General features: G+C 61.1%; 16 protein-coding genes. 5 read left to right on the top strand and 11 right to left on the bottom strand.

The features are described 5' to 3' along the window. The first annotated feature begins 567 nt into the window (after positions 1-567). A complete protein-coding gene (locus tag AC57B6_RS27585; RefSeq protein ID WP_030100773.1) occupies positions 568-1,524 on the top strand; it encodes a LysR family transcriptional regulator in 957 nt (318 codons plus the stop codon). Between the two features lie 37 nt (positions 1,525-1,561). On the opposite strand, the gene AC57B6_RS27580 is transcribed toward AC57B6_RS27585, so the two are convergent. After that, complete coding sequence (locus tag AC57B6_RS27580; protein ID WP_183800114.1) at positions 1,562-2,707, bottom strand: nucleoside hydrolase; 1,146 nt, start codon at positions 2,705-2,707, stop codon at positions 1,562-1,564. Between the two features lie 97 nt (positions 2,708-2,804). After that, positions 2,805-3,863: an SDR family oxidoreductase gene (locus tag AC57B6_RS27575; RefSeq protein WP_496422505.1), complete on the bottom strand. Its 1,059-nt coding sequence runs from the start codon at positions 3,861-3,863 to the stop codon at positions 2,805-2,807. Positions 3,864-3,986: 123 nt separating this feature from the next. On the opposite strand from AC57B6_RS27575, the gene AC57B6_RS27570 reads away from it, so the two are divergent. Further along, entirely contained in the window at positions 3,987-4,895 is a 909-nt protein-coding gene (locus AC57B6_RS27570; protein ID WP_030100776.1) for a LysR family transcriptional regulator, read from the top strand. Between the two features lie 30 nt (positions 4,896-4,925). Here the strand turns inward: AC57B6_RS27570 and narI are convergent, their stop codons facing one another. From narI to AC57B6_RS27525, 9 genes are all read right to left on the bottom strand, one after another. Beyond that, positions 4,926-5,651 carry a respiratory nitrate reductase subunit gamma gene (narI, locus tag AC57B6_RS27565; RefSeq protein WP_496422504.1) on the bottom strand — a complete coding sequence of 242 codons (726 nt, stop codon included), beginning with the start codon at positions 5,649-5,651 and terminating at the stop codon, positions 4,926-4,928. Beyond that, complete coding sequence (gene narJ, locus AC57B6_RS27560; RefSeq protein WP_496422535.1) at positions 5,648-6,367, bottom strand: nitrate reductase molybdenum cofactor assembly chaperone; 720 nt, start codon at positions 6,365-6,367, stop codon at positions 5,648-5,650. The genes narI and narJ overlap by 4 nt, the downstream gene beginning before the upstream one ends. 11 nt (positions 6,368-6,378) lie before the next feature. Continuing rightward, on the bottom strand, positions 6,379-7,902 hold the full coding sequence (gene narH / locus AC57B6_RS27555) for a nitrate reductase subunit beta (protein ID WP_496422503.1): 1,524 nt from the start codon (positions 7,900-7,902) through the stop codon (positions 6,379-6,381). Next, positions 7,899-11,681, bottom strand: a complete 3,783-nt coding sequence (locus AC57B6_RS27550; RefSeq protein ID WP_496422502.1) for a nitrate reductase subunit alpha — start codon at positions 11,679-11,681, stop codon at positions 7,899-7,901. The genes narH and AC57B6_RS27550 overlap by 4 nt, the downstream gene beginning before the upstream one ends. Positions 11,682-11,718: 37 nt before the next feature. Continuing rightward, positions 11,719-13,152, bottom strand: coding sequence for a NarK family nitrate/nitrite MFS transporter (locus tag AC57B6_RS27545; protein WP_496422501.1), 1,434 nt, complete (start codon positions 13,150-13,152; stop codon positions 11,719-11,721). Continuing rightward, the gene (locus AC57B6_RS27540; protein ID WP_081833100.1) at positions 13,149-14,501 is read right to left on the bottom strand and encodes an MFS transporter; all 1,353 of its coding nucleotides are present in this window, start codon (positions 14,499-14,501) and stop codon (positions 13,149-13,151) included. Before AC57B6_RS27540 ends, AC57B6_RS27545 begins: the two co-directional genes overlap by 4 nt. Before the next feature lie 140 nt (positions 14,502-14,641). Next, positions 14,642-15,367 carry a response regulator gene (locus AC57B6_RS27535; protein WP_028197278.1) on the bottom strand — a complete coding sequence of 242 codons (726 nt, stop codon included), beginning with the start codon at positions 15,365-15,367 and terminating at the stop codon, positions 14,642-14,644. Positions 15,368-15,392: 25 nt separating this feature from the next. Continuing rightward, positions 15,393-17,309: a type IV pili methyl-accepting chemotaxis transducer N-terminal domain-containing protein gene (locus AC57B6_RS27530; protein ID WP_496422500.1), complete on the bottom strand. Its 1,917-nt coding sequence runs from the start codon at positions 17,307-17,309 to the stop codon at positions 15,393-15,395. Between the two features lie 110 nt (positions 17,310-17,419). Further along, complete coding sequence (locus AC57B6_RS27525) at positions 17,420-18,364, bottom strand: hypothetical protein (RefSeq protein ID WP_496422499.1); 945 nt, start codon at positions 18,362-18,364, stop codon at positions 17,420-17,422. A gap of 125 nt (positions 18,365-18,489) precedes the next feature. Here AC57B6_RS27525 and AC57B6_RS27520 point away from each other — a divergent pair, with 125 nt between their 5' ends. The 3 genes from AC57B6_RS27520 to tagF all read left to right on the top strand — a co-directional run bounded on the left by AC57B6_RS27520 (position 18,490) and on the right by tagF (position 24,482). Next, positions 18,490-19,335, top strand: coding sequence for a M15 family metallopeptidase (locus tag AC57B6_RS27520; protein ID WP_046570760.1), 846 nt, complete (start codon positions 18,490-18,492; stop codon positions 19,333-19,335). A gap of 267 nt (positions 19,336-19,602) precedes the next feature. After that, positions 19,603-23,493, top strand: a complete 3,891-nt coding sequence (gene tssM / locus AC57B6_RS27515; RefSeq protein WP_144195586.1) for a type VI secretion system membrane subunit TssM — start codon at positions 19,603-19,605, stop codon at positions 23,491-23,493. Continuing rightward, positions 23,490-24,482: a type VI secretion system-associated protein TagF gene (tagF, locus tag AC57B6_RS27510; RefSeq protein WP_030100788.1), complete on the top strand. Its 993-nt coding sequence runs from the start codon at positions 23,490-23,492 to the stop codon at positions 24,480-24,482. The genes tssM and tagF overlap by 4 nt, the downstream gene beginning before the upstream one ends. Positions 24,483-24,486: the final 4 nt, after the last annotated feature.

Genomic DNA, 24,486 nt, shown 5'->3' with positions numbered 1-24,486 from the left:
CCTCCGCGAGTGCCGGCAGAGCCAGCGCTTCGAAGCACCTGCGAGGCGAAATATAACTACTAGCTAGTGACGCGATAAGCGCGACCGGCGCTGAAAACGGCAATCAGCCCTTTGACGCCCTTGAAAATCAGATACCGCAGGCAGTTCGGAGAACTGCCGCAACATTGAGTACGACATGCAGTTCATGAAGTACCGCAGTATGACTTGCCCCCACGTTACGAAGTACCTGGACACAAAACCATCGGACGCCTTATGAACCAGGCGTCGGCGCGCGCAGCGCCGCCGGAGGTATGACGGCCTTGTCACTAACGCGGAGTGTGCGGGAACACAGATTCCAGATGCACCACTACCGTTACTGTGCGGGGGACCCGCTTAAGAATTAGCGGTTTGAGCCGCTTTCTTTTGCCTACTTTTCTTTGCGGCCGGCAAAGAAAAGTAGGTGCCGCCCCGCACAGGGGCAACACTAATAGACCACTAACAAAACAAGGAAAGGCCAAAAAACCCGAATCAACAACAAACCCGCCAGCGAGGCAAAAAAAAACCCAACCCCAACGTGGAGTCCAAACCGTGATCGACAGAATAACTGCAATGCGGACATTCATCCGAATCGTGGACACAAACAGCTTCACCCGCGCAGCGGAATCCCTCAACATCCCCCGCGCGACGGCGACAACGATCGTCCAGAACCTGGAGGCCTTACTGGGCACCGCCCTATTAACACGCACAACACGCCGTCTGAGCATCACGCCAGAAGGCGCAGCCTACTACGAACGCTGTGCGCAAATCCTCGCCGATATCGACGAAATGGAAGCCAGCCTCCGTCACTCGACGGATAACCTGACCGGCCGCCTGCGCATTGAAATGCCCGGCGCGGTAGCGAGCACCATCGTCCTGCCGGCACTGGACGACTTCCACGCCCGCTACCCGAATCTCGACCTGGCGATCGGCATCAGCAACCGGACAGTCGACCTGATCTCGGAAGCCATCGACTGCAGCATCCAGCTAGGCGAATTGCCGGACTCAAACCTGGTCGCGCGGCAATTAGGCACGCTCGAGCACGTGACATGCGCCAGCCCGGCATACCTGGCCCGTCACGGCACGCCTTTCGACCTGGATGACTTGCGCGGACACGCTGCCGTCAACTGCATGTCGCCGCACAACGGCCGCGAAGTCGACTTCGATTTCGAAGTGGACGGCGAAGCGCAAAGCGTCAAGGTTAGAGGCTTCGTCAAAGTGAGCGACGAGCAGGCGTACCTCACCTGCGGATTGCAAGGACTCGGCCTGATCCAGCCCGCGCGAATCGCCGCGCAACCCTACCTCGACTCGGGACTGCTGCGCGAAGTGCTGCCGCAATGGAAACCCGTGCCGATGCCGGTCTCGGTCGCGTATGTGAAGAATCGCCGGGTGTCGCCCCGCGTGCGAGCCTTCGTCGACTGGCTCGCGGAGCTGTTCGAGCAAACCGAACACGTCGATCAGGACCTGTCGCGCGTTCGTCAACTGTTGCGCGGCCTGCACCCCGCCTGAGGCGGGTTTCATGCAGACGCGCAACACACAGCAAGCGTTAGTTCGGCAGCGTGACCGGCACCGGACGCGTCAATAGATCAACGTAAAAATTGAAAAAACTCGGGTTGTCGAAGCGTTTGACGATCGTCATCTTCTGCAAACCCGCCGGCGGTGAACTGGTGTAACCCGTCGACTTGCCGTCATTGGCGCCGAAGCTCGTATCCACATCCACCCATTCGTCCACCGTCTGCGTGGCAAACGACGGATGCATCAGATACGCGAGCGTCAACGTATCCCAGATGTTCGTGGTGTAGTTCGGATTCGTTTCGAAACCGTTCTTGCCGTCGAAGCCATAGCCGTTCAGCGTCTTGAACAATTGCGTAATGATGGTCTGCTTCGTCGGATCGTGCGCGACGCGGTCGTACAACGCCTTGTCCATCTTCACGGTATCGGTCACGTCGAGCGGAATCACTACCTGTTTGATCGGCAGACGCAGCACGGTCTTCGCCGCCTCCGGATCGAACCACCAGTTGAATTCGGCTGTCGGCGTGGTGTTGCCAGGCACATCGATCGCACCGCCCATGTAAATGATCTGCTTGATCAACGGAACGATCTCGGGATGCTGACGCGTGGCGAGCGCAATGTTCGTCAGCGGGCCGATCGCCAGAATCGTCACCTCGCCCGGATACTGCTTCACCGAATCGACGATGAAATCCACCGCGCTCCGGCTCTGCACTTTCGTATGCGTGGCGAAGCCGTCCGGCGGCGCGATCAGATCGCTGTCCGACTTCGGTTCGGGCGTATTCCACGCGCCGAGATAGCCGTCGCCGCCGGGGAATTGCTTCTGCTCGGCTTCAATCGTGGCGAAATCGTGCGATAACGCGTAATTGGCGCCTGCATAGACGCCAATCTGATTTTCAACGCCAAGGCGCTCGACCGATTTCAATGCGTCCGATACGCCCTGCTTCAACCATTGATTACCGGACACCACCGTAATGCCCAATACTTTCAACGAGCCTTGCGCCTGCAATTGCGCAGCCATTACGCCTAACTGGCCGTCGTCGCTCAGCGTGTTGTAGTCGCTGTCGATAATCACCTTGGGCGGACTGGTCTGCGCATTGAGATCGCTGCCGCCACACGCCGAAAGTACCGAGACGACCGCCACACTTGCCACGCATGCTAATGCCACGAAGAGCCTCTTCACCGATGTCTCCTTTTATATGCAATCGTATTGCCCGGATAAGGAGACTCATCATAAACGTAAAACTAATGAAATAAAATCGTCAGATTTAATGCGTAATTCATGGAATCAGCTTTCTGCTTCTTAAGTCATCGAAAATGGCGATAAACATCGCCTCGGTATCGACAAATTCGTGAAAACCGAAACGTCGTGCTTTCGAGCCGTCGCCGAACATGTCGTAATCCCACGAAAAAACGAAATCCGCAAAACGCCACGCGGAAACGTCCTGATAGGGAACCGGGTGCAAGCCGTGCCGGGTCACCATCCCCGTCCACAACGACGCCTTGTCGGCCATGATCGTATTGAGCGACATGGGCAGCGGCGGCGCCACATCCAGCGCGAAGTAGCGGGCTATCTTCGGCCACATGTCGTTCCAGCGGAACAGGTCGCCGTTGCTGATGTTGAACGCCTGATTCGCGGCGCGCGGCTCCGTCGCGGCCCACACCGTTGCGCGCGCAAGCAAACCGGCATCGGTCATTTCCAGCAGTTTGTCGTAAGCACCGGGTTTGCCGGGAAAGCGCAAAGGCAAGCCGAGTTCTTTCGACATCGATGCATACACGGCGATCGCCACCGCCAGGTTCATCGGATTACCCAATGCGAAGCCGCCCACCACGGCAGGGCGGATCGCCGACCAGGTCCAGCGCTTGCCCTGCTGGCGCGAACTCAGGAGCGTCTGCTGGTCGAACATGAACTCGGGCGGCATGAAGTGCGCGTCATCTTCGCGCGCGGGGGTCTTGAACGGCCCGAGATGGCCGCCGTAGACCTTGTAGCCCTGCATCAGGCTCACATGCTGCAAGCCCGCCGCGACCGGCTCGATGGCGTCGAGCACGTTGACCAGCATCGCCAGATTCGGGGGCACCAGTTCGGCCCAGGTCGGACGATCCTGATACGCGGCATAGAACACGTGCGTGACGTGATTCAAAGCACCCAGTTTCGAGCGGGTGTCGGCCTGATCCAGCAGGTCGGCCGCGATGTATTGCACCCGCTCGCTGGCTTCGCCGCCACGGCGCGCGAGGCCGATGACCGTCCAATCGTCAAGCGTGGCGAGATGATCGACCAGATTGCGGCCGATCACACCCTGTGCGCCGACCACCAGGGCCACCTTCTTTACTGCGTTCATAACCATGCTCCCATCACTCATTTCGTTGCGACGGCCCACGCCGTCCGGTAACTGAAAGATATCGGCGCGACAGTGCTTTCGGTAGACTGCCGGATGGCATATCACCTGTGAACTGAACTCACGATGGCACGTTTGGATGTGAACCGCTCCGGCGAACTCGAAGTGTTCGTCCGCGCGGTCGAGCTAGGCGGGTTTTCGGCAGCGGCGCGTGCGCTGGGGATGACACCGTCGGCTGTCAGCAAGCTGGTGTCGCGTCTCGAGGCCCGGCTGGGCGCGCGGCTGGTGAACCGCTCGACGCGCAATCTGCAACTCACGCCGGAAGGCTGCGTGTTCTACGAACGCGGTGTGCGCGTGCTCGCCGAGCTCGACGAAACCGAACGCGGCGCGGCCACGGGCTCAACGCCCCGCGGCCGCCTGCGTGTGCATGCGAATGTGCCGCTCGGGCGGCACTATCTGCTGCCGCTCGTGCCTGAATTTCTCGCCGCTCATCCCGACGTTACACTCGATATCGTGTTGACCGATCAGGTGATCGACCTGCTCGAACAACGCACCGATGTCGCGCTGCGCAGCGGTCCGCTCAAGGATTCGCAACTGGTGGCGCGCAGGCTAGGTGACGCGAAGATGGTGATTGTCGCGGCACCGGCCTATCTGGCCCGCCACGGCACGCCCCAAACACCGGCTGATCTGGCAACGCACAACCGGCTGGGATTTGGCTTTGCACGGGCGGCGAGCGGCTGGCCGCTGCTCGATGAAGCGCGACGCCGGATCGACGTGCCCGTAGAAGGCAATGCGCAGGTCAGCGACGGGGAAACGCTGCGCCAACTCACGCTCGCCGGCGTGGGGTTGGCGCGGCTTGCCGCTTTTCAGGTGCGCGACGACGTGGCCGCCGGCCGCCTCACCGTGCTACTCGAAGCATTCGATTCCGGTGAGACCGAACCGGTCAGCGCGCTTTATCTGGGCCAGGGCGGCCACCTGCCCGCCCGCGTGCGCGCGTTGCTCGACTTTCTGGTGGAACGGATGCGCGTCGATTGACGCGCATCGCCCGCAACCCGCACGGCAAAGTCACGAGCGCCGCGGCGGCGTATTCTGTCCCGCCGGCAGGTTCAAACGCCGATCGCGCACCACCTGCCACGGCCGCACCAGATACGCCAACGATGCAAAACCGCTCCAGACATGCACGAGGCGCGTGAACGGAAACACCAGAAACAGCGTCATGCCGAGGAACATGTGGGCCTTGAACACCCAGCTCGCTTCAGCGATGAGCGCAGCAGCGCCGCCCTGGAAGGTGACGATGTGCTGTGCCCAGCCGGCGAGTTTCATCATCATGCTGCCGTCCAGATGCTGCGCTGACATCGGGATCGTGCCGAGACCGAGAACCAGTTGCACCCACAACAACACCAGCAGCACGATGTCGCTGGTTTTCGAATTGGCACGGATGCGCGCGTCGCCGAGCCGACGGACCAGCAGCATGGTTACGCCGACAAACGCGAGCGTGCCCGCCACACCGCCCGACACCATCGCCACGACCTGCTTCACGCCAGCGCTGATGAACGATTCGTAGAGCACGTGCGGCGTCAGCATGCCGAAGAAATGGCCGAACATCAGGAACAGCACACCGACGTGAAACAGATTGCTGCCCCAACGTAAAGTACCGGTGCGCAGCATCTGCGACGAATCGCTTTTCCAGGTGTACTGATCGCGGTCGTAACGCAACAGACTGCCGACCAGGAACACCACCAGACATAGGTACGGGTAGATGCCGAATAAGAACGTATCGAGGTAGTTCATACCGTGACCTCCTTGGATCGGCGTGGCGATGCAGCGTCGCGCCGAACGATCTGGATGGGCTGCACAGCAGGCGCGGTGTTCTGGCCTGCCACGGAGCAGCCGTCGAACACCACAGGCTCGGCCCACTGCTCGTCGAGCGGAGCCTCGGGTGGCGCCTCCGGTACGGTCTCGGGCGCTTGCACCGGTTCGCCCGCGAGATCGAGCGCGGCAGCCACGGCTGCCGCATAAGGGCTATCCTGGCGCGCCAGCGCGGCATGAATCGATTGCAGCAGATGCGCCATCTCGGCCAGGAATTCGCGCGCGACTTCGTGAGGCTGCGTGGACGCAAACTCCAGCACCACGGGCAGGTAATCCGGCAACTCGCCGGGTGCGAGCAACAATCCTTGCTGCTCGTAGGTTTGCTGAAGATCGATCATTGCCGGGCCGCGCTCACGCGAATCGCCATGCACATGCTCGAACAAATGAAGCGACGTGCGGCGGCTGCGGTCGAACGTATCGACATAGCGAGCTTCCGCTTCGAGCGGATCGCTGTGCTGCAAATCGGCCGTCAGCGCAAAGACCCCTGCGCGACGCTCAGCCGACAGCGCCGTGTCGCCAAGCAAGGTAATTGCCAGTTCCGGCAGTAATGCACGCAACTGGGCATCCGGGTAGCTCAGCAACGCGGCAAGTACGCGTGCCGCCGTGCTGTGGGGTTCATAAATGGGCTCGTTGTTCATCATTCCACCTCTCACACCTTTGCCTTGATCGGAATCGTGCGGCGCTTCTTCCCACCGAACAGACTCGTTTCGCTCGCGCCATCCGAGCAACCGTTGCCGAACGAAAAGCCGCAACCGCCCTTCAGGTCGTACAGGTTCTCCGCATATTCGCGGTGCGTGCTCGGCACCACGAAGCGGTCCTCGTAGTTCGCGAGCGCCATCACGCGATACATGTCCTCCACTTCCGGCTGGGTCATGCCCACTTGTGCGAGCACCGCCGCGTTTTCCCGACCGTCCACATGTTTCTCACGTTGATAGGTGCGCATTGCAAGCATCCGCTCGAGCGCGCTGATCACGGGCGCCTCGTCACCGGCAGTCAGCAGATTCGCCAGATACTTGACGGGGATACGCAACTGCGTGACGTCCGGAATTTCGCCGTTCAGGCTCATGTGCCCTTCGCTCGCCGCCGTGGTGATCGGTGAAAGCGGCGGCACGTACCACACCATCGGCAGCGTGCGGTACTCCGGATGCAGCGGCAAGGCAACGCGCCATTCCATCGCCATCTTGTAGACGGGGCTATTTTTTGCCGCATCGAGCCATGCCTGCGGCACACCGTCAGCCCGCGCCTGCTCGATCACCTTCGGGTCGTTCGGATCCAGGAATACATCGAGCTGCGCCTGATACAGATCGGTTTCGCGTTCGACAGATGCTGCTTCCTCAATACGATCCGCGTCGTACAGCAACACGCCGAGGTAGCGAATCCGGCCCACACAGGTTTCCGAACACACGGTCGGCTGACCGCTTTCGATACGCGGGTAGCAGAAAATGCACTTCTCGGCCTTGCCGGACTGCCAGTTGTAGTAAATCTTCTTGTACGGACAGCCGGAAACGCACATGCGCCAGCCGCGGCACTTGTCCTGATCGATCAGCACGATGCCATCTTCCTCGCGCTTGTAGATCGAGCCCGACGGGCAACTCGCAACGCAGGCCGGATTCAGGCAGTGCTCGCAAAGCCGCGGCAAATACATCATGAAGGTGTTTTCGAACTGACCGTAGATGTCCTTCTGCACATCGTCGAAATTCTTGTCCTTGCTGCGCTTCTCGAACTCGCCGCCAAGAATCTCTTCCCAGTTCGGCCCCCATTCGATCTTCTCCATCCGCTTGCCGGTCAGCAGGCTGCGCGGCCGTGCGACGGGGGGCGCCTTGCTTTCCGGCGCGGCCTGCAGATGCTCATAGTCGAACGTGAACGGCTTGTAGTAATCGTCGATCTGCGGCAGATTCGGGTTCGCAAAGATGCGCGAGAGCACCTTCATCCGGCTGCCCTGGCGCGGCTCGATCGAGCCGTCCGCGTTCCGCTTCCAGCCGCCGTTCCATTTGTCCTGGTTCTCCCACTGCTTCGGATAGCCGATGCCGGGTTTCGTCTCGACGTTGTTGAACCACGCGTACTCAACGCCTTCGCGATTGGTCCAAACGTTCTTGCACGTCACCGAACAGGTGTGACAGCCGATGCACTTGTCCAGATTGAGCACCATGCCGATCTGTGCGCGAATTTTCATTGCCGACCTCCGTTTGCTGCGAGCACCGGCTCGTCGTCGAGCCAGTCCACCTTCGCCATCTTGCGCACGAGGACGAATTCGTCGCGATTGGTGCCGATGGTTCCGTAGTAGTTAAAACCGTAGCTAAGCTGTGCATAGCCGCCGATCATGTGCGTGGGTTTGAGCACGATGCGCGTCACCGAGTTATGAATGCCGCCGCGCGTGCCGGTGATTTCCGAGCCCGGCACGTTCACAATCTTTTCCTGTGCGTGATACATCATCACCATGCCCGGATTGACGCGCTGGCTGACCACCGCGCGCGCCGCGATCGCACCGTTGATGTTGAAGAGTTCGACCCAGTCGTTGTCTTCGATACCCGCCTCTTTCGCATCGTCTTCGCTCAGCCAGATCACCGGACCGCCGCGGTTGAGCGTGAGCATGATCAGGTTATCGGTGTACGTGCTGTGAATGCCCCATTTCTGGTGTGGTGTAATGAAGTTGAGCGCGATTTCCTTGTGTCCATTCGGCTTGCGGCCATGCATCGGCGAAGCAGCCTTCAGATCGACCGGCGGCCGATAGCTGACGAAACCTTCGCCGAAATCGCGCATCCACGGGTGGTCCTGATAGAACTGCTGGCGGCCCGTCAGCGTGCGCCATGGAATCAGCTCGTGCACGTTGGTATAGCCGGCGTTGTACGACACCTTCTCGCTTTCAAGACCGCTCCATGTAGGCGACGAAATGATCTTGCGCGGTTGCGCCTGCACGTCGCGATAGCGGATCTTCTCGTCCTCGCGATGCATCGCCAGATGGGTATGCTCGCGACCGGTGATTTTCGACAGGGCGTCCCATGCTTTCACCGCGACGTGGCCATTGGTTTCAGGCGCGAGCATCAACAGCACTTCGCATGCGTCGATGTCGCTGTCGATCTTCACCATGCCCTGAGTCGCGCCGGCTTCGCGCACCGTGCCGTTCAGTTCGGCCAGTTGCCCGACTTCCGTCCGGGTGTTCCATGCGATACCCTTGCCGCCGTTGCCGACTTTGTCCATCAATGGCCCCAGGGCCGTGAAGCGCCGGTACACATTCGGATAATCGCGCTCCACCACATTGACTTGCGGTGCGGTCTTGCCTGGAATCAGTTCGCATTCGCCACGCTTCCAGTCGCGCACGTCGTAGGGCTGCGCAAGTTCAGCAGGGGTGTCATGCATCAGCGGTGTCAGCACCACCTCTTTCTCGACACCCAGATGACCAACGCAGACTTCGCTAAACTTCTGCGCGAAGCCTTTGTAGATTTCCCAATCGCTGCGCGCCTGCCATGCCGGATCGACCGCGCTCGAAAGCGGGTGGATGAACGGATGCATATCGCTCGTGTTCAGATCGTTTTTTTCGTACCAGGTCGCTGTCGGCAATACGATGTCGGAGTACAGACACGTGGTGCTCATGCGGAAGTCGAGCGTCACCAGCAAATCGAGTTTGCCTTCGGGCGCCTTGTCATGCCAGGTGACCTCATGCGGCCTCGCATCGTCGTCGCCGAGATCGCGGCCTTGCACGCCGTGGCTGGTACCGAGCAGATGCTTGAGGAAGTACTCGTGACCCTTGCCCGACGAGCCCAGCAGATTCGAACGCCACACGAACATGTTGCGCGGCCAGTTGTCCGGATGATCGGGATCCTCGCAACTCATCTTCAGGGAGCCGTCTTTCAGCGTGCGCGCCACGTAGTCCTTCGCGTCGAGTCCGGCGGCTTGTGCGTCGGCGGCTACCTGCAAGGGATTGGTTTGCAACTGAGGTGCGGAAGGCAGCCATCCCATGCGCTCGGCACGCACGTTGTAATCGATCAACGACCCGCTGTATTGCTGTTTATCCGCGAGCGGCGACAGAATTTCGTCGACGCCCAGCTTTTCGTAGCGCCACTGATCGGTGTGTGCGTAGAAGAAGCTGGTGGAGTTCATCTGCCGCGGCGGCCGGATCCAGTCGAGCGCAAATGCAAGCGCGGTCCAGCCGGTTTGCGGCCGCAGCTTCTCCTGGCCCACGTAGTGCGCCCAGCCGCCGCCGCTTTGGCCGATGCAACCGCACAGCATCAGCATATTGATCACGCCACGGTAGTTCATGTCGGCATGAAACCAATGGTTCATCGCCGCGCCGATAATCACCATCGACTTTCCGTGCGTCTTGTCCGCGTTCTCCGCGAATTCCCGCGCGACGGTAATCACCTGGTCACGCGAAACGCCCGTGATCTTTTCCTGCCATGCAGGGGTGTACGGCACGTCGTCGTGATAGTCCGTGGCGCCGCCGAAACCGCGATCCACGCCATAGTTCGCAGCCAGCAGATCGAATACCGTGGCGACCAGCACCTCGCGCTCTTCACCGGCCTTGCCCAACGGGATGCGTACCGCGGGCACCGGGCGCGCCAGCACATCGTTCTGCTTGCTGGCCGTGAAATGCGGCGTGTCGATGCCGCCGAAGTAAGGGAAACCGACCGTCACGACCTCATGTTGCTGCGCGCCATCTTCCAGCACCGAAAGCTTGAGCTTCACGGCGTCGCCATGGCGTCCTTCTTTCGCTTCGAGGTTCCAGCGGCCGGCATCGGCGCGCCCGTCCGGCCCCCAGCGGAAGCCGATCGAGCCCTGCGGTAGAACAACCTTGCCGTGCTCGTCAAACGCCACTGTTTTCCAGTCGGGATTGTTGTCCTGCCCGAGTTTGCCGTTGAAGTCGTCAGCACGGACATAGCGGTCCGGCACCAGCACCTCGCGGCCATCCGGCAGCGTATGCGGCTTCAATTGCACGAGCAGCGGCAGATCGGTGTAGCGGCGTGCGTAGTCGTCGAAATACGCGCTGCGTTTGTTGAAGTAGAACTCGCGCAGGATCACGTGGCCCATTGCCATTGCCAGTGCCGCGTCGGTGCCCTGGCGCGGGTGCATCCACAGATCGGCGAGCTTGGCGACTTCTGAATAGTCAGGCGTCACCGCAACCGTCTTGGTGCCGCGATAACGCACCTCGGTGAAGAAATGCGCGTCGGGCGTGCGCGTTTGCGGCACATTCGAGCCCCACGCGATGATGTAGCTCGAGTTGTACCAGTCCGCCGATTCCGGCACGTCCGTTTGCTCGCCCCATACCTGCGGGCTCGATGGCGGCAAATCGCAGTACCAGTCGTAAAAACTCATGCAGACGCCGCCGATCAGACTCAGATACCGGCTCCCTGCGGCGTAGCTGACCATGGACATCGCCGGAATGGGCGAGAAACCGACGACGCGGTCAGGTCCATGCTTCCTGATCGTATAAACGTTGGCCGCGGCGACAATCTCGTTGACCTCGTTCCAGTCGGCCCGCACGAAACCACCCAAACCGCGCTGATTTTGGTAGTCGCGGCGTTGCGTGTCGTTCTCCACGACGCTGGCCCATGCGTCGACGGGGCTCGCGGCCACCGCGCGCGCTGCACGCCAATGCTTGAGCAGGCGTGCGCGCACCAGCGGATACTTGACGCGATTGGCGCTGTACAGATACCAGCTATAGCTCGCACCACGTGCACAGCCGCGCGGCTCATGGTTCGGCAGGTCGGCACGCGTACGCGGGTAGTCGGTCTGCTGCGTTTCCCAGGTGACAATGCCCCCCTTCACATGAATCTTCCACGAGCACGAGCCCGTGCAATTCACCCCATGCGTCGAACGTACGATCTTGTCGTGCTGCCAGCGCGCACGGTACGCGTCCTCCCACGTGCGGTCCTCCCCTGTGGTTACGCCGTGACCTTTGGCGAAACGCTCGCGCGGCTGCGCGAAGTATTTCAGTCTGTCCAGAAAGTGACTCATGATTTCAATCCTTGTCTAATGCTTTTCAACGCCGCGCTCAACACGGCATTCCGGCATTGCGCCGCGCGTAAAACCACCAGGTCAGTGCGACACACAGCACGTAAAAGGCGATGAACCCGTACAACGCCAGTTCGGGGCCGCCGCTGGCGAGAATCGAGCTGCCGTAGCTTTTCGGAATGAAGAAGCCGCCGTATGCGCCGATCGCGCCGGCAAACCCGATCGCGGCCGCGCCCTCTGTATTGCCTTCGCGATTTGCGTGGGCGAGTGCTTCCTGGTCGTTGGGCGGTACGCCGCGCAGCCGCAGGTTCAGGAAAATCACCGGAATCATCCGGAACGTGGAGCCGTTGCCAATGCCGGTAGTCAGGAAAAGCAGCATGAACATCGCGAAGAAGCCGCCGAACGCTCCTGCATGCGGCCCCCACGGGAACGCGGCGCTGCCGGTTTTCGGCAGGAAGTACAAAACCCCCACAACCGCGAGCACCATCACGACGAAATTCCAGAACGTGACACGCGCGCCACCCAGCTTGTCGGCAAGCCAACCGCCTACCGGACGGATCGCCGCGCCGACGAACGGTCCGACCCATGCGTAAGTCAACGGATTGACGTCCGGGAACTGGCTCTTGATGAGCAACGGAAAACCGGCGGAGTAACCGATAAACGAACCGAACGTGCCGAGATACAACGTGCACATCAGCCAGTTGTGACGGCTGCGGAAGATGCTCGCTTGCGCGGCGAAAGACGCCTTGGCGTCGGCCAGATCGTTCATGCCGAACCATGCGGCGACTGCGGAGATGGCGATCCATGGCACCCAGATGAACGCGGCGTTCTGCATCCACACCTGAGATACATGACCTGCCTTCGTCATCAGTTGCGGCTCGCCGCCGAAAATGCCGAACACGCCGGCCGTAATGACCAGTGGTGACAGAAACTGCACCGCGGATACACCGAGGTTGCCGAATCCGCCGTTCACGCCGAGCGCCGAACCTTTACGCTCCTTCGGAAAGAAGAAGCTGATGTTGGCCATGCTGGAGCTGAAATTGCCGCCGCCGAAGCCGCACAACAGCGCGAGCAGCAACATGGTCGGATAACTCGTGGTGTTGTCCTGCACCGCGAAGCCGATTCCGACTGCCGGAATCAGCAAGGACGCAGTGGAGAGCGCCGTCCAGCGACGTCCGCCGAAAATCGGCACCATGAACGAGTAGAAAATGCGCAGCGTTGCGCCGGAGAGCGCCGGCGCCGCGGCGAGCCAGAACAACTGATTGGTCGAATAGCGAAAACCGAGTGACGGCAAGGTGACCGCCACGACACTCCACACCTGCCAGATCGCGAATGCCAGAAACAGTGCAGGCACCGAGATCCATAGATTGAGTTTGGCGACGGACTCGCCCTCCTGCTTCCAGAAAGCCTTGTCTTCGGGCTTCCAGAGAGTCAGCGTACGGCCGGCTCTCGCGCGTGCTGTCGAGATATTCATGATGGGGTTCCTGCTTGAGAAGAAACTTGAGTCGAAGCCTGGGTCGAGGCCTGAGTCGAAACCTGATTGCGCGTGACATCGGCGGGGCTTGCGCCTGCGGTCATCACATCGGTGCGGCGGACTTCGGTGAGATACATCCAGATCAGCGACACCCACACAACGCCGTAAAGCAGCATGAAGGCGCTCGAACGGATGCCTGTGAGATCGACCAGTACGCCGAACAGAATCGGCAACGCGAAGCCGCCCAGACCGCCGGCCAAGCCAACGATGCCGGAGATCGCTCCAATGTTGTCCGGAAACTCATCGCCGATATACTTGAAGGTGCTGGCCTTGCCGAACGCGAAAGCAATACCGAGCACGAACATCAGCACCGTGAACCAGACGACGTTGAGACCGAGATGGAAGACCTTGGGACCGTCGACGGTCGCAATCGTGAAAACGGTTTGTGGATAGCTGAGCAGGAACAGGCAAATCCAGCTCACCCACATCACCCACCACGTCACGCGATGCGCGCCATAGCGATCCGAGAGCCAGCCACCCATCGCACGCAGGACACCGCCGGGCAGCGAGAAGCACGCCGCAAGCAAAGCAGCGACACGAATGTCGAGCCCATACTCACCGACGTAGTACTGCACCATCCACAACGAGAGCCCGACGTAGCCGCCAAACACGATGCTGTAGTACTGGCAATACTTGAGAACGCGTGGGTCCTTGAGTGCCCGCAGTTGATCGACGAAACGCTGGTTGTTCGGCACGCGATGCGAAGGATCGCTTGCGGTAAAAAGCCAGAACAGAACCACGGCGGCAAGCATGGCAACCGCGTAGGTTTTCGCGACCATGCCCCAACCGAAGGCAACGAGGATAGCGGGCGCGACGAACTTGTTGACGGCCGCACCTGAATTGCCCGCACCGAAGATGCCCATGGCAAAACCACGGCGCTCCTGCGGAAACCAGCGGGCCACATACGGCGTGCCAACCGAGAACGATCCTCCTGCCAGCCCGACGAACAGACCGATGACGAGAAACTGCCAATAGCTGGTCGCATAGCTCATCAACCAGATTGCCGGCACGGTGGCGAGCATCAGAGCGGCCATGACGACGCGACCGCCATAGCGATCGGTCCAGATGCCGAGCGGCACGCGCACGAGCGAGCCGGTCAGGACCGGTAGCGCGGCCAGCATGCCAAACTCGGTTTCGTTCAGATGAAGGGATTGACGGATCGGGATGCCGATCACGCCGAACATCATCCACACCATAAAACACACGGTGAACGCGAAGGTGCTCGCGATCAGAACCGACCATGCTTTCGGTGGGGTTGCGGCGCTGTTGCCGACAGCGGTCTTTGTCATGGGAATTACTCCTTTTCCATGACTCTGACTTTGCCGTCTTAGATGCGGATTCGGTATCCTTCCGAAGGAAGTTTGATTGGGTGCAGAAGGAGTAGGAAGATTCCTAGGGGTAGTTCTTTCGGAGTATTGCTAATCGGCTGCTAATCGATAACGATCGAATTCACCGTCGCATACACAGCAGCTTGCACCCTCGAGCCCAACTTCAGCTTGCGCAAAATATGCTGTACATGAATCTTGACCGTGGTCTCCGCAATTGCCAGCGCGCGAGCGATCTCTTTGTTGCTCGCGCCCAAAGCGATATGCGCAAGGATTTCCTGCTCCCGGGCCGATAGCACAATACCCGGTGCAAGCTGTGCCTGCGCTGCGTCGACAACGGCCGGTGGCATCGCCATGACCTCAGGCGCGGCTCTCACGCCCGCCGACGTGTCGTTCGCCGCCGCGGCCCGATACGCCGACACCAGCTTGCCCGTCATCTCGGGACTCACTACCGCCTCGTCCCGCATGGTTCGCACGATCGACTCGGCGAGCGTGTTGGCATCGACGGTTTTCAGCAGGTACCCCTGCGCGCCGCAGCGCAGCGCGGCACCCAAATCGCGTTCGTCTTCGCTTACGGTCAGCATCAACACCCGGGCCTGTGGCGCGGCCTCACGTAGATCCTTGAGTGCGTCGATCCCGCTTACGCCCGGCAGATGGTTATCCAGCAGGATCAGATCGGGCTGTAGTTCACCGGCCCGCCGTTGCGCCTCGCCGGCATCGGCCGCTTCGCCGACTACCTGGAATCGTGCGTCTTCGTGCAGCAGGGAGATCAGCCCGCGCCGGAACAACGTGTGATCGTCGACCACCAGCAAACGAATTGGAATCGTCATCTAAGCTCCCCTTTACGGCCGATGCCTAGGCGGCTTCGACCTGATCTTCATGAAACGCGTCCGAACCACCGCGCTGGGACGGCGCCAACGTCAACGTGACGCACGTTCCGGCGCCAGGCACCGAGTCGACCACCACTGCCGCGCCAATACGAGCCGCGCGCTCGCGCATGATGCGCATTCCCACGTGTGTCTCGCCGGGCGAGTGTTGCTCTGCGTCGAAGCCCTCGCCGTCGTCGCGAACTTCAAAACTCCATACCGGACTCTGCTGCACCTCCAGCCAGACCTCACGCGCCCGCGCATGTTTGCGTACGTTCGACAAGGCCTCCTGCAAGACATGCAACACCTGCACCTGCACGTCCGCGTCGAGCGGCAGGCCATGGCCTTCGATCAGGAGATTCGTGGGCAGCCCCGTCTGGTGTTCGAACTTGCGCAGCGTGGTACGCAACGCAGGTTCGATATCCTCGGTGTTGCCGCGCGTGCGGAAATGCATCAGCAACTCGCGCACGTCACCGGTGCTTTCGCGCACACCCGCGTTCAGTTCGTCGACGATACGCGCGACGGATGAATCGGCAGGGGCCGGCAATGCATCACGCAGCAACTGCACCTGTATTTTCAGAAACGCCAGCGACTGCGCAATCGAATCGTGCAGTTCGCTCGCGAGCAACGCGCGTTCATCGGATACCGCGGTTTCCCGTTCCAGCGCACTCACGCGCAAATTCTCCATCGCGCCTGCCAGATGGCTCGCCAGCGTGTCGAGCAGATCGCGGTCCTGGGCGGACAGGTGAATCGCCTCGCTAAAGAACAGGTCGATCTCGCCAAGCGTGCGCTGATGCAGAATCACAGGCACTGACACTAGCGTGGCATAGCCCGCGCGCGCGCAATGACCGAGTGTCGCCGCGCCGGGTCCTGCGGCCAGCACAGGGATCACTCGCGCGCCAGGCACGCTCTGTGGATGACCACACAGGCAACTGCGCGATGTAAGGCATTGCTCGTCTTCAGCCATGAAACGCGGCAGGCTGTCGCCCGCCAGTAGCAGGTAACGTTCGTTGGCCTCGCCCGACCAGCGGATTGCCACCGAATCCGCAGCGGCGATCCGGCGAACGCGTTGCGCGAAGCCCTGCGCAAGGGCATCCAGCGTACTCGCGTTCGCGAGAAACGCGCTCACTTCATAGAGCGCGGCAAGACGCGAGCGCTCCGTCTCGAGGCTGGCGGTTTTCTCGCTGACCTTCTGCTCGAGACCGGCATAAAGCTGTTGCAGGTTCTGCGCCATCCGGTTGAAACCCGTGGACAACTCGCCGAATTCATCTTGCGTCACAACCTCGACACGCGTACCGAAGTCTCCGCGCTCGACTCGCGCCAGACCACCGGTTAGTCTGAGAACCGGAGCAAGTACGCTCAAATGCCCCACATATAGCAACGCCAGCGCACTGCCGATCGCCAGCACCAGTAGCGCCAGTTGCACGGCATTGAGGATCGAAGTCCAGCGCGCAAGCTGCGCTTCGATCGAACTGTCGAACGAATCGATCAGTAAAACAAATTGCCTGGCTTGCCGTTCCACCTCAGCAGCTGCGGGTGGATTTGGCCCGCTCCAAACTGGGCGCAACACCTGCCATTGCGCTTGCACCTGAGCAAAACGCGCGCGCGCCTCGGCGTTCCACGGCACGAACAACGGACGTACTGGATCGCCCTTCTCAAGCAACGTGAGACTTTCGTCGAACTGGTGTGCGAGCGCGCCGACCTGAGACGGGGAATCGCGCAGCAGCAGCGCGACGCGGTAGGTTTGCATCCGCATGCGCCCGGCCTCGTTGATCGCGGCCGCACCGCCGTCGAGTTGCCAGGTAATCCAGAGCGTCAAACCAATCGATGCGAGCGCCAACGCAAGCAACGTGGCGACAAGAGCAGCGAGTTTGGTAGCGAGGGGCCAGGAGGAGATGGAGCGCATTCAAGGATTCTATGCGCCACAGCAAGATAAGACACGACGCAGGATTGACTCATATCAACCTGGCGTCGTGCTTGATGGGATTGTGCGTCACCAGGACGCACATTTTTGACTTATGGCTGGCGTGCCTGCGGCGCCGCCCCCGGACAGGCGGGGTCCTTACCCCAATGCCCGTCGCAGACGCGCCAACGGCACAGTTGGTCTTCAAAGAAACCACGCTGTCCGCATTCTTTAACGCGTTCTGCCAGCTTGATGTTGCCAGGCGTAGCCGATGCGCTAACCTTGGTGGCCGTTTTATCGTCGGTCGCTTTCGGATCGGCCGGCTTGGTGCGCGCCACGAGCGCGGCCAATAGATCGGCATCCGAATCATCTTTCGAAGCATTGCCGGCCGCACGCGATTTCTTCGTTTGAGCGACTGTGGCAGGCGCGCGCGCGTGACGATTGCTCGCGCTCGTGCTCTCCTTCTTGCCGTGCGCCGTCAACTCGCGTTTCTCATTGCCGGCCACAGCCGTGGCGCTCTTGCCATGCTTTGCAGCCGGCACCGTGACCGCCGACGCAGCCGTTGCGGATGCAACCGGTGCGGATGCGTTACTGGGCTCGGCACCATCGGCGAGCGCGCGCGACAAGCGGCTCCCGTCACCGCTCGCGGACGCACTCGCGGATGCCGCCGGTGTATTGCTGTCGCTATCGTCAGCAACGATCGTGGCCGCCTGCGAGGACGCCGCAGCCGGCGCTTCCGCTTTTGCCGCGACCTGAGGCGCGCCGCTGGCGGCGGACGCCGGCACGGCGGCTTTCTCGGCGTTGGCGGGCGTGGCGGATGCCAAAGACTCCGACTGCACACGTTGCTGCATATGCCACGCGCCCCAACCGCCCGCCGCGATCACGAGCAAGGCAACCAGCACGAGCGGCGTTTTCGACCGGCGTGGTTTTTCGGTAGGCGGCGCGACGCGGCCTTCCAGGTTCGCAAGAATTCGCGAACCATTGCCATCGGCACCCTTAGCCTTATCGGATAAAAGGCTAGGTGGGGCTTTGGAATTCGAACTTTCCGGCGCACTCATTCACTGTCTCATTGAATCCTGGATTATTTCGCCGTGATAATACCGTTCCGGCTCCTCTCCGAGCAGGCCTGATTCTAAGAGCAAGCATTACAAAATACAATTGTTTCCAATTTCCGGGGTCGACTTTGATTGCCGTAGTACTTCTCGCCTATTTCGCCATCGCCGTTGTGATCGCTGCAATGCTGCTATTGCCAGCGGTACGCGCCTCTTTATTAGGCGCCGCGCTCGCCATTCATGGCCGCGTGATGCGTCGGGCATCGCAAGGCGCATCACGTGCTCGAAGCCAATTAGCACGTTCGGCAAAAATTTCGCAATCGACTGCAGTCGATATGCAAAAGTTACTGGCAAAGCGGCGCTTGCTGATTTTTACCACCACAGGTATTCTTGCGACGCCGCCATTGGTGGCATTGGCTTTACGCGGCCGGCAATTATTCCAATTCGATGACACTGCACGAGTACCGGATGAGAAAATTGCCGCGTTATTGAATGGCGAACAGCTTGTGCCCCCGCCGCCGCTGCCGCCAGAAGTATTTGCAACGCAGGAAGTGGAGCAGATTCGGCCTGCGCTGAAAGACGCGAGCCGCGACTGGAATTTGCTCGACGCCGATTTCAGAACGCGTTTATTGCTCGTCTACAAAATCATGCACGAGCAGTACGGGTATGAAATGGCATTGCTGGAAGGTTATCGCAGTCCGGAGCGGCAAAACCGCCTGGCGCAAATGGGGGGCAACGTCACGAATGCCGCAGCATTTCAGAGCTATCACCAATACGGTCTTGCCGCGGACAATGCTTTTTTGCGCGACGGCAAGCTCGTCATTTCAGAAAAAGATCCCTGGGCCATGCGAGGCTATCAGTTATATGGGCAGACGGCTGAACAGGTCGGCCTGACGTGGGGTGGCCGTTGGAAAATGATGGATCTCGGGCACGTTGAATATCACAAACCCGGCTTCGTCCTGGGGCGCGGTCATTAAGGCGAAGCAGGTAATAAAGAGGTTGCAATGGGGCGTTCAATCAATTTTTCCGGCAAGAATCGGCAATGCCGAATGCATAACGGTATTCGTCCAGGCGCCATCGGCGGAACACTCCATGGCGGATTTAACAATCCGGCCATATTCATTTTCGTCTGAATATGCTTTCGTTTTGTTTCAAACGCGGCGCGGGCAGACTTTGCCCGCGCTCGCGTCATGTTGTTTGCCACACCCGCGCCACAACACACATCACCAAGACCTGAACGGCTTATGCGACGCATTCTTAACGTGTTGACCCACACACGCACGCTCTCGATCATCGGCTTGCTAGCGCTCGCTGCTGTTTTATTCATCGGCGCCGACACCTTGCAGATCGACCTGATGTGGCCCGCCATTGTCCTCGGCGCGGTGATCGCGCTGTGGCTGCTGGTCTGGGTGGTGCGGCGCCTGCGCGCGCGGCGCGCGAATGACAAGCTCGGTGAAATGCTCGAGCAGCAGGCAGAGAAGCAGACCGAAACCGGCCCCGCGCCCACGCCCGCGCGCCAGGCCGAACTCGACGTACTGCGCACGCGCCTCGTGGATGCGGTGAAAACGATCAAGACCTCGAAGATCGGTCAGATGTCCGGCGGCTCGGCGCTGTATGAATTGCCCTGGTACATCGTGATCGGCAACCCGGCTGCGGGCAAAAGCAGCGCCGTGCTGAATTCGGGCCTGCAGTTTCCTTTCGCCGACAAGAACAACGCGGTGATTCACGGCATTGGCGGCACACGGAATTGCGACTGGTTCTTCACGACCGAAGGCATTCTGCTCGACACCGCCGGCCGCTATTCCGTACACGAAGAAGACCGCACCGAATGGCTCGGCTTTCTTGGCCTGCTCAAGCGTTTCCGGCCGAAGGCGCCGATCAACGGCATCATCGTCACGGCCAGCATTGCCGAATTGACCAGCAGCAAGCCCGAGTTCGCGATCAATCTCGCGAAGAATCTACGCCAGCGCGTGCAGGAATTGACCGAGAAGCTCGAAGTCTTCGCGCCGGTGTATGTGATGTTCACCAAGGCCGACCTGATCACGGGCTTCACCGAATTTTTCAGCGGCAGCGACCGCCATGAATACGACCGTGTATGGGGCGCCACCCTGCCCTACGAGCCGGACGAAAAACGCGACGTGGTCGGCCTGTTCGACGAGCATTTTGAAGAGCTCTATGACGGCCTGAAAGAAATCAGCGTCGCGCAGATGTCGATCAACCGCGGCAACAAGCTCTCGCCGGGTCAGTTGAGCTTCCCGCTCGAATTCTCGACGATCAAGCCCGCCTTGCGCGCGTTCCTCGCCACGCTGTTTGAAACCAACCCGTTCCAGCACAAGCCGATTTTCCGCGGCTTCTACTTCACGAGCGCGTTGCAGGAAGGCGAAACCAACAGCGCCGCCGCCACCCGCATCGCCAACCGTTTCGGCCTCTCCGCGGAGAGCCTGCCCAAGCCGCACAGTGCATTCTCGAAGAACGGCTTCTTCCTGCGCGATCTGTTCTCCAAGGTGATTTTCGCCGACCGGCAGACCGTCAAGCAGTTCGCGAGTCCGGCCAAGACGCGCATGCGCTATGCCACGTTCTTCGGCTTTGTCGCGGTGCTCGCGCTGGCGCTCGGCGGCTGGACGTGGTCGACGATCGGCAATCAGCAACTCGCCGACAACGTCAAGGCCGACCTCGATAACGTGGTGCGCCTGCAGCAGAACCGCAACGACCTGCAATCGCGCTTGCAGGCCATGGACATTCTGGAAGACCGCATCGACCAGCTCGAGCAGTTCCGCCGCGACAAGCCGTTGGCGGTGTCGCTCGGGCTGTATCAGGGCGACCGTCTCGAACAGCACTTGCTGACCGAGTACTACAACGGCGTACGTCAGATCCTGCTCGACCCTGTCTCGCAGAATCTCGCGTCGTTCCTGAAAGACGTCAACGCGCATCCCGACCAGCTCGCTCCGCTGAACCGCACGCCGGACGCCGCAGCGATTCCAGTGTCCGCGCATACGGCAATGGCGGCGAACAGCCAGGGCGGCTTGTATAGCGACGCATCGCCGACCAACGTCGAAGACGCGTACAACGCGCTCAAGACCTACCTGATGCTGAGCGACAAGCGTCACGTGGAAACCGCTCACCTGACCGACCAGGTGGCCCGCTTCTGGCGCGGCTGGCTCGAGACGAATCGCGGCAACATGCCTCGCGACGAGATGATCCGCAGCGCCGAGCGCATGATCACCTTCTATCTGTCGCGCGTATCCGACAACGACTGGCCGATGATCGACCAGAACCTCGGCCTCGTCGACCAGACCCGTGAAAATCTGCGCCGCGTGGTGCGCGGCATGCCGGCCCGTCAGCGTGTCTACGAAGAAATCAAGGCGCGTGCGTCGACCCGTTTCGCGCCGATGACGATCGCGCGCATTGTCGGCGACAGCAATACGGCGCTGGTGGCCGGCAGCTACGCGATCCCCGGCACCTTCACGCGTGAAGCGTGGTTCCAGTACGTGCAGCCGGCGATCCGCGATGCCGCCACCAAGGAATTGCAGGCCAAGGACTGGGTGCTCAACACCTCCGCGCACGACGACCTGACGCTGGAAGGCAGCCCCGAGCAGATCCAGAAGGCGCTCGTCGCGATGTACAAGACGGAGTACGCGATGCACTGGCAGAAGTTCATGCAAGGCATTGCCGTGCAGAACTTCGGCAGTTTCAGCCAGGCCGTGGATGCGATGAACCGTCTGGGCGATCCGCAGGATTCGCCGATCCGCAAGATCCTCGAAACCGCGTACGACCAGACTTCGTGGGACAACCCGTCCCTCTTCAACGCAAACCTGAAACGCGCGCAAACCGGCGTGACCAGCTGGTTCAAGAACTGGTTCTCGCGTGCGCCGACCGGCCAGTTGAACGCCAACATCGACATCAACGGCAATCCGGTCGAAGTGCCGATGGGGCCGATCGGCCAGGAGTTCTCGGCGCTGGGCCGCATCGTCGTCTCCGGCGACAACGGCTCGATGCTGAAGGGCTACATGGACACGCTCTCGAAGGTTCGTACACGCTTTAACGTGATCAAGAACCAGGGCGATCCGGGACCGGGCGCGCGTCAGCTGATGCAGCAGACGCTCGACGGCAGCGGCTCCGAGCTGGCCGATTCGCTGAAGTACGTCGACGAGCAGATGCTGACGGGCCTCACCGATTCGCAACGCAAGGCACTGCGTCCGCTGCTGGTGCGTCCGCTGATGGCGGCGTATGCCGTGGTGATCCAGCCGGCCAGCGTCGAAGTCAACAAGGTGTGGAACGCGCAGGTCTATCAGACCTTCCAGAGCTCGCTCGCCAACAAGTATCCGTTTGCCAGCGACGCGAAGGTCGAAGCCGGCGCCGGCGAAATCGCCCAGGTGTTCGGGCCGGATGGCGCGATCGCCAAGTTCGTCGGCACCACGCTCGGGCCGCTCGCGGTGCGCCGCGGCGACACGCTGACCTCGCGCACGTGGGGCGATATGGGTCTCGCGCTGACGCCTGACTTCACCAGCGGTTTCGCGCGCTGGGTGGCGCCGCTTGCCGGCGGCGCGGCAAGCTCGTCGGGTCAAAGCTCGGCCGAACCGCAGACCGTGTTCCAGATCCTGCCGCAGCCTAGCAGCGGCACCACGGAATACACGCTCGCGATCGACGGCCAGCAGATGCGTTACCGCAATACGCCGCCGCAGTGGACCAACTTCGTGTGGCCGAATCCGTCGGGCTCGCCGGGCGCGACGCTGAGTGCCACGACCTTCGATGGCCGCACGCTGCAACTGGTCAACGAACCGGGCCGCTACGGTCTGGAGAAGCTGATCAACTCGGCGCAACGCAAGCGCCGTCCGGATGGCACTTTCGATCTGTCGTGGACCCAAGGCAATATCACCGTGGCGGTCAGCATGCGCATCATCAGCACCTCGCAAGCCTCGGGCGGCGGCAGCAGCGACGCGCCGCAACAGCAAAGCCTGCGCGGTTTGCGGCTGCCGTCCTCGGTGGCGGACGTGAGCGCGGCGGCGAATTCCGTCAACGCGACGGCCGCGGGCGGCCCGGCACCAACAGGAACAACGGGCGCCGCACCGGCATCACCAGTGGCACGGCCGGCGACGGCCGCCGCCGCGGTTTCGAACACAGGGGGTGCGCAATGACGCAAACCGTGCAGGCGCAAATCGCCTATTTCGGCAAAATCCCGTCGCGTGGCGACTTCGTCAAAAGCGCGCATAACCCGCAGTTGCTGGCCACGCTCGACCGCTGGATCGCCGAGGCCATGGAATTGCTCACCGACGATCCGCGCTGGAAAATCGTCTACGAGAACGCCAAGCCGATGCATTTCGCGTTCCTCGGTTCGCGCAGCAAGCTGGCCATTGCCGGGCACATGGTGGCCAGCCAGGATCAATCGTCGCGGCGCTTTCCGTTTCTTGCCGCGACCGCGCTGGAAGTCGAAAAACCGCTGACGTTTCTGGCCCACAGTCCGCTGGCCTTCGCGCGCCTGTGGTCACGCATCGCCTCGCAGATGAAGCCGCTGCTCGGCGCGAGCGAGCCGGCCGGCGCGCTGCAGGCGCTCGGCGAAACGCAAGTGCCGATCGAGATCGGCGGCGGCCCGGGCAATCCGCACGACGGCACTTTCAACGACTTCGTCGAGCACCAGACACTCTCCGGCCTCGAACAGATGCTCCTGGCGAGCGGCCATCCGGTGCGCCTGCGCGGGGCTATGCTGGCGCTCGGTTCGCTGCTGCGTCCTGTGATGCAAAGCGGTTCATCGCATCTCGAACGCGGGCTGACCCTGCCGCTGCCGAACGATCCGTTCTATCGCTCGCTCGTCGCGGCATTCTGGCTCGAACTGATCGCGCCATTCGTCTCGCAGGCCGATTTCGAGCTGGCGATTTTTATCGGCACGATTGCCGAACGCGAACGGCTCATCATCGGCTTTAACGGCGCCTCGGCCAAAACGCTGCATAGCGTGGTCGATCCGCAGGCGTACGCGGCGCATAACATCGATATCGACGATCCCGAATGGATCGACGAACACGCACAAAACGATCATGGCATCAGCAAGCTCGTCAGCTATCTCGACCAACCGCAACTGTCGTTGCGTGTCAGCATCGACACGTTCCGCGAAGCATTCACGGGAGCGTGACACG

Source organism: Paraburkholderia sp. BGA-UO-ETr-F12 (assembly GCF_059567945.1).
This window is presented reverse-complemented; position numbering and strand designations above follow the sequence as displayed.

Excerpts from the sequence above, each read along its gene's own strand:
- AC57B6_RS27530 (WP_496422500.1), bottom strand. The coding sequence starts at position 17,309 with ATGCGCTCCATCTCCTCCTGGCCCCTCGCTACCAAACTCGCTGCTCTT.
- AC57B6_RS27545 (WP_496422501.1), bottom strand. The coding sequence starts at position 13,152 with ATGAATATCTCGACAGCACGCGCGAGAGCCGGCCGTACGCTGACTCTC.
- narH (WP_496422503.1), bottom strand. The coding sequence starts at position 7,902 with ATGAAAATTCGCGCACAGATCGGCATGGTGCTCAATCTGGACAAGTGC.
- AC57B6_RS27540 (WP_081833100.1), bottom strand. The coding sequence starts at position 14,501 with ATGACAAAGACCGCTGTCGGCAACAGCGCCGCAACCCCACCGAAAGCA.
- tagF (WP_030100788.1), top strand. The coding sequence starts at position 23,490 with ATGACGCAAACCGTGCAGGCGCAAATCGCCTATTTCGGCAAAATCCCG.
- AC57B6_RS27575 (WP_496422505.1), bottom strand. The coding sequence starts at position 3,863 with ATGAACGCAGTAAAGAAGGTGGCCCTGGTGGTCGGCGCACAGGGTGTG.
- narI (WP_496422504.1), bottom strand. The coding sequence starts at position 5,651 with ATGAACTACCTCGATACGTTCTTATTCGGCATCTACCCGTACCTATGT.
- narJ (WP_496422535.1), bottom strand. The coding sequence starts at position 6,367 with ATGAACAACGAGCCCATTTATGAACCCCACAGCACGGCGGCACGCGTA.
- AC57B6_RS27570 (WP_030100776.1), top strand. The coding sequence starts at position 3,987 with ATGGCACGTTTGGATGTGAACCGCTCCGGCGAACTCGAAGTGTTCGTC.
- tssM (WP_144195586.1), top strand. The coding sequence starts at position 19,603 with ATGCGACGCATTCTTAACGTGTTGACCCACACACGCACGCTCTCGATC.
- AC57B6_RS27550 (WP_496422502.1), bottom strand. The coding sequence starts at position 11,681 with ATGAGTCACTTTCTGGACAGACTGAAATACTTCGCGCAGCCGCGCGAG.
- AC57B6_RS27535 (WP_028197278.1), bottom strand. The coding sequence starts at position 15,367 with ATGACGATTCCAATTCGTTTGCTGGTGGTCGACGATCACACGTTGTTC.
- AC57B6_RS27525 (WP_496422499.1), bottom strand. The coding sequence starts at position 18,364 with ATGAGTGCGCCGGAAAGTTCGAATTCCAAAGCCCCACCTAGCCTTTTA.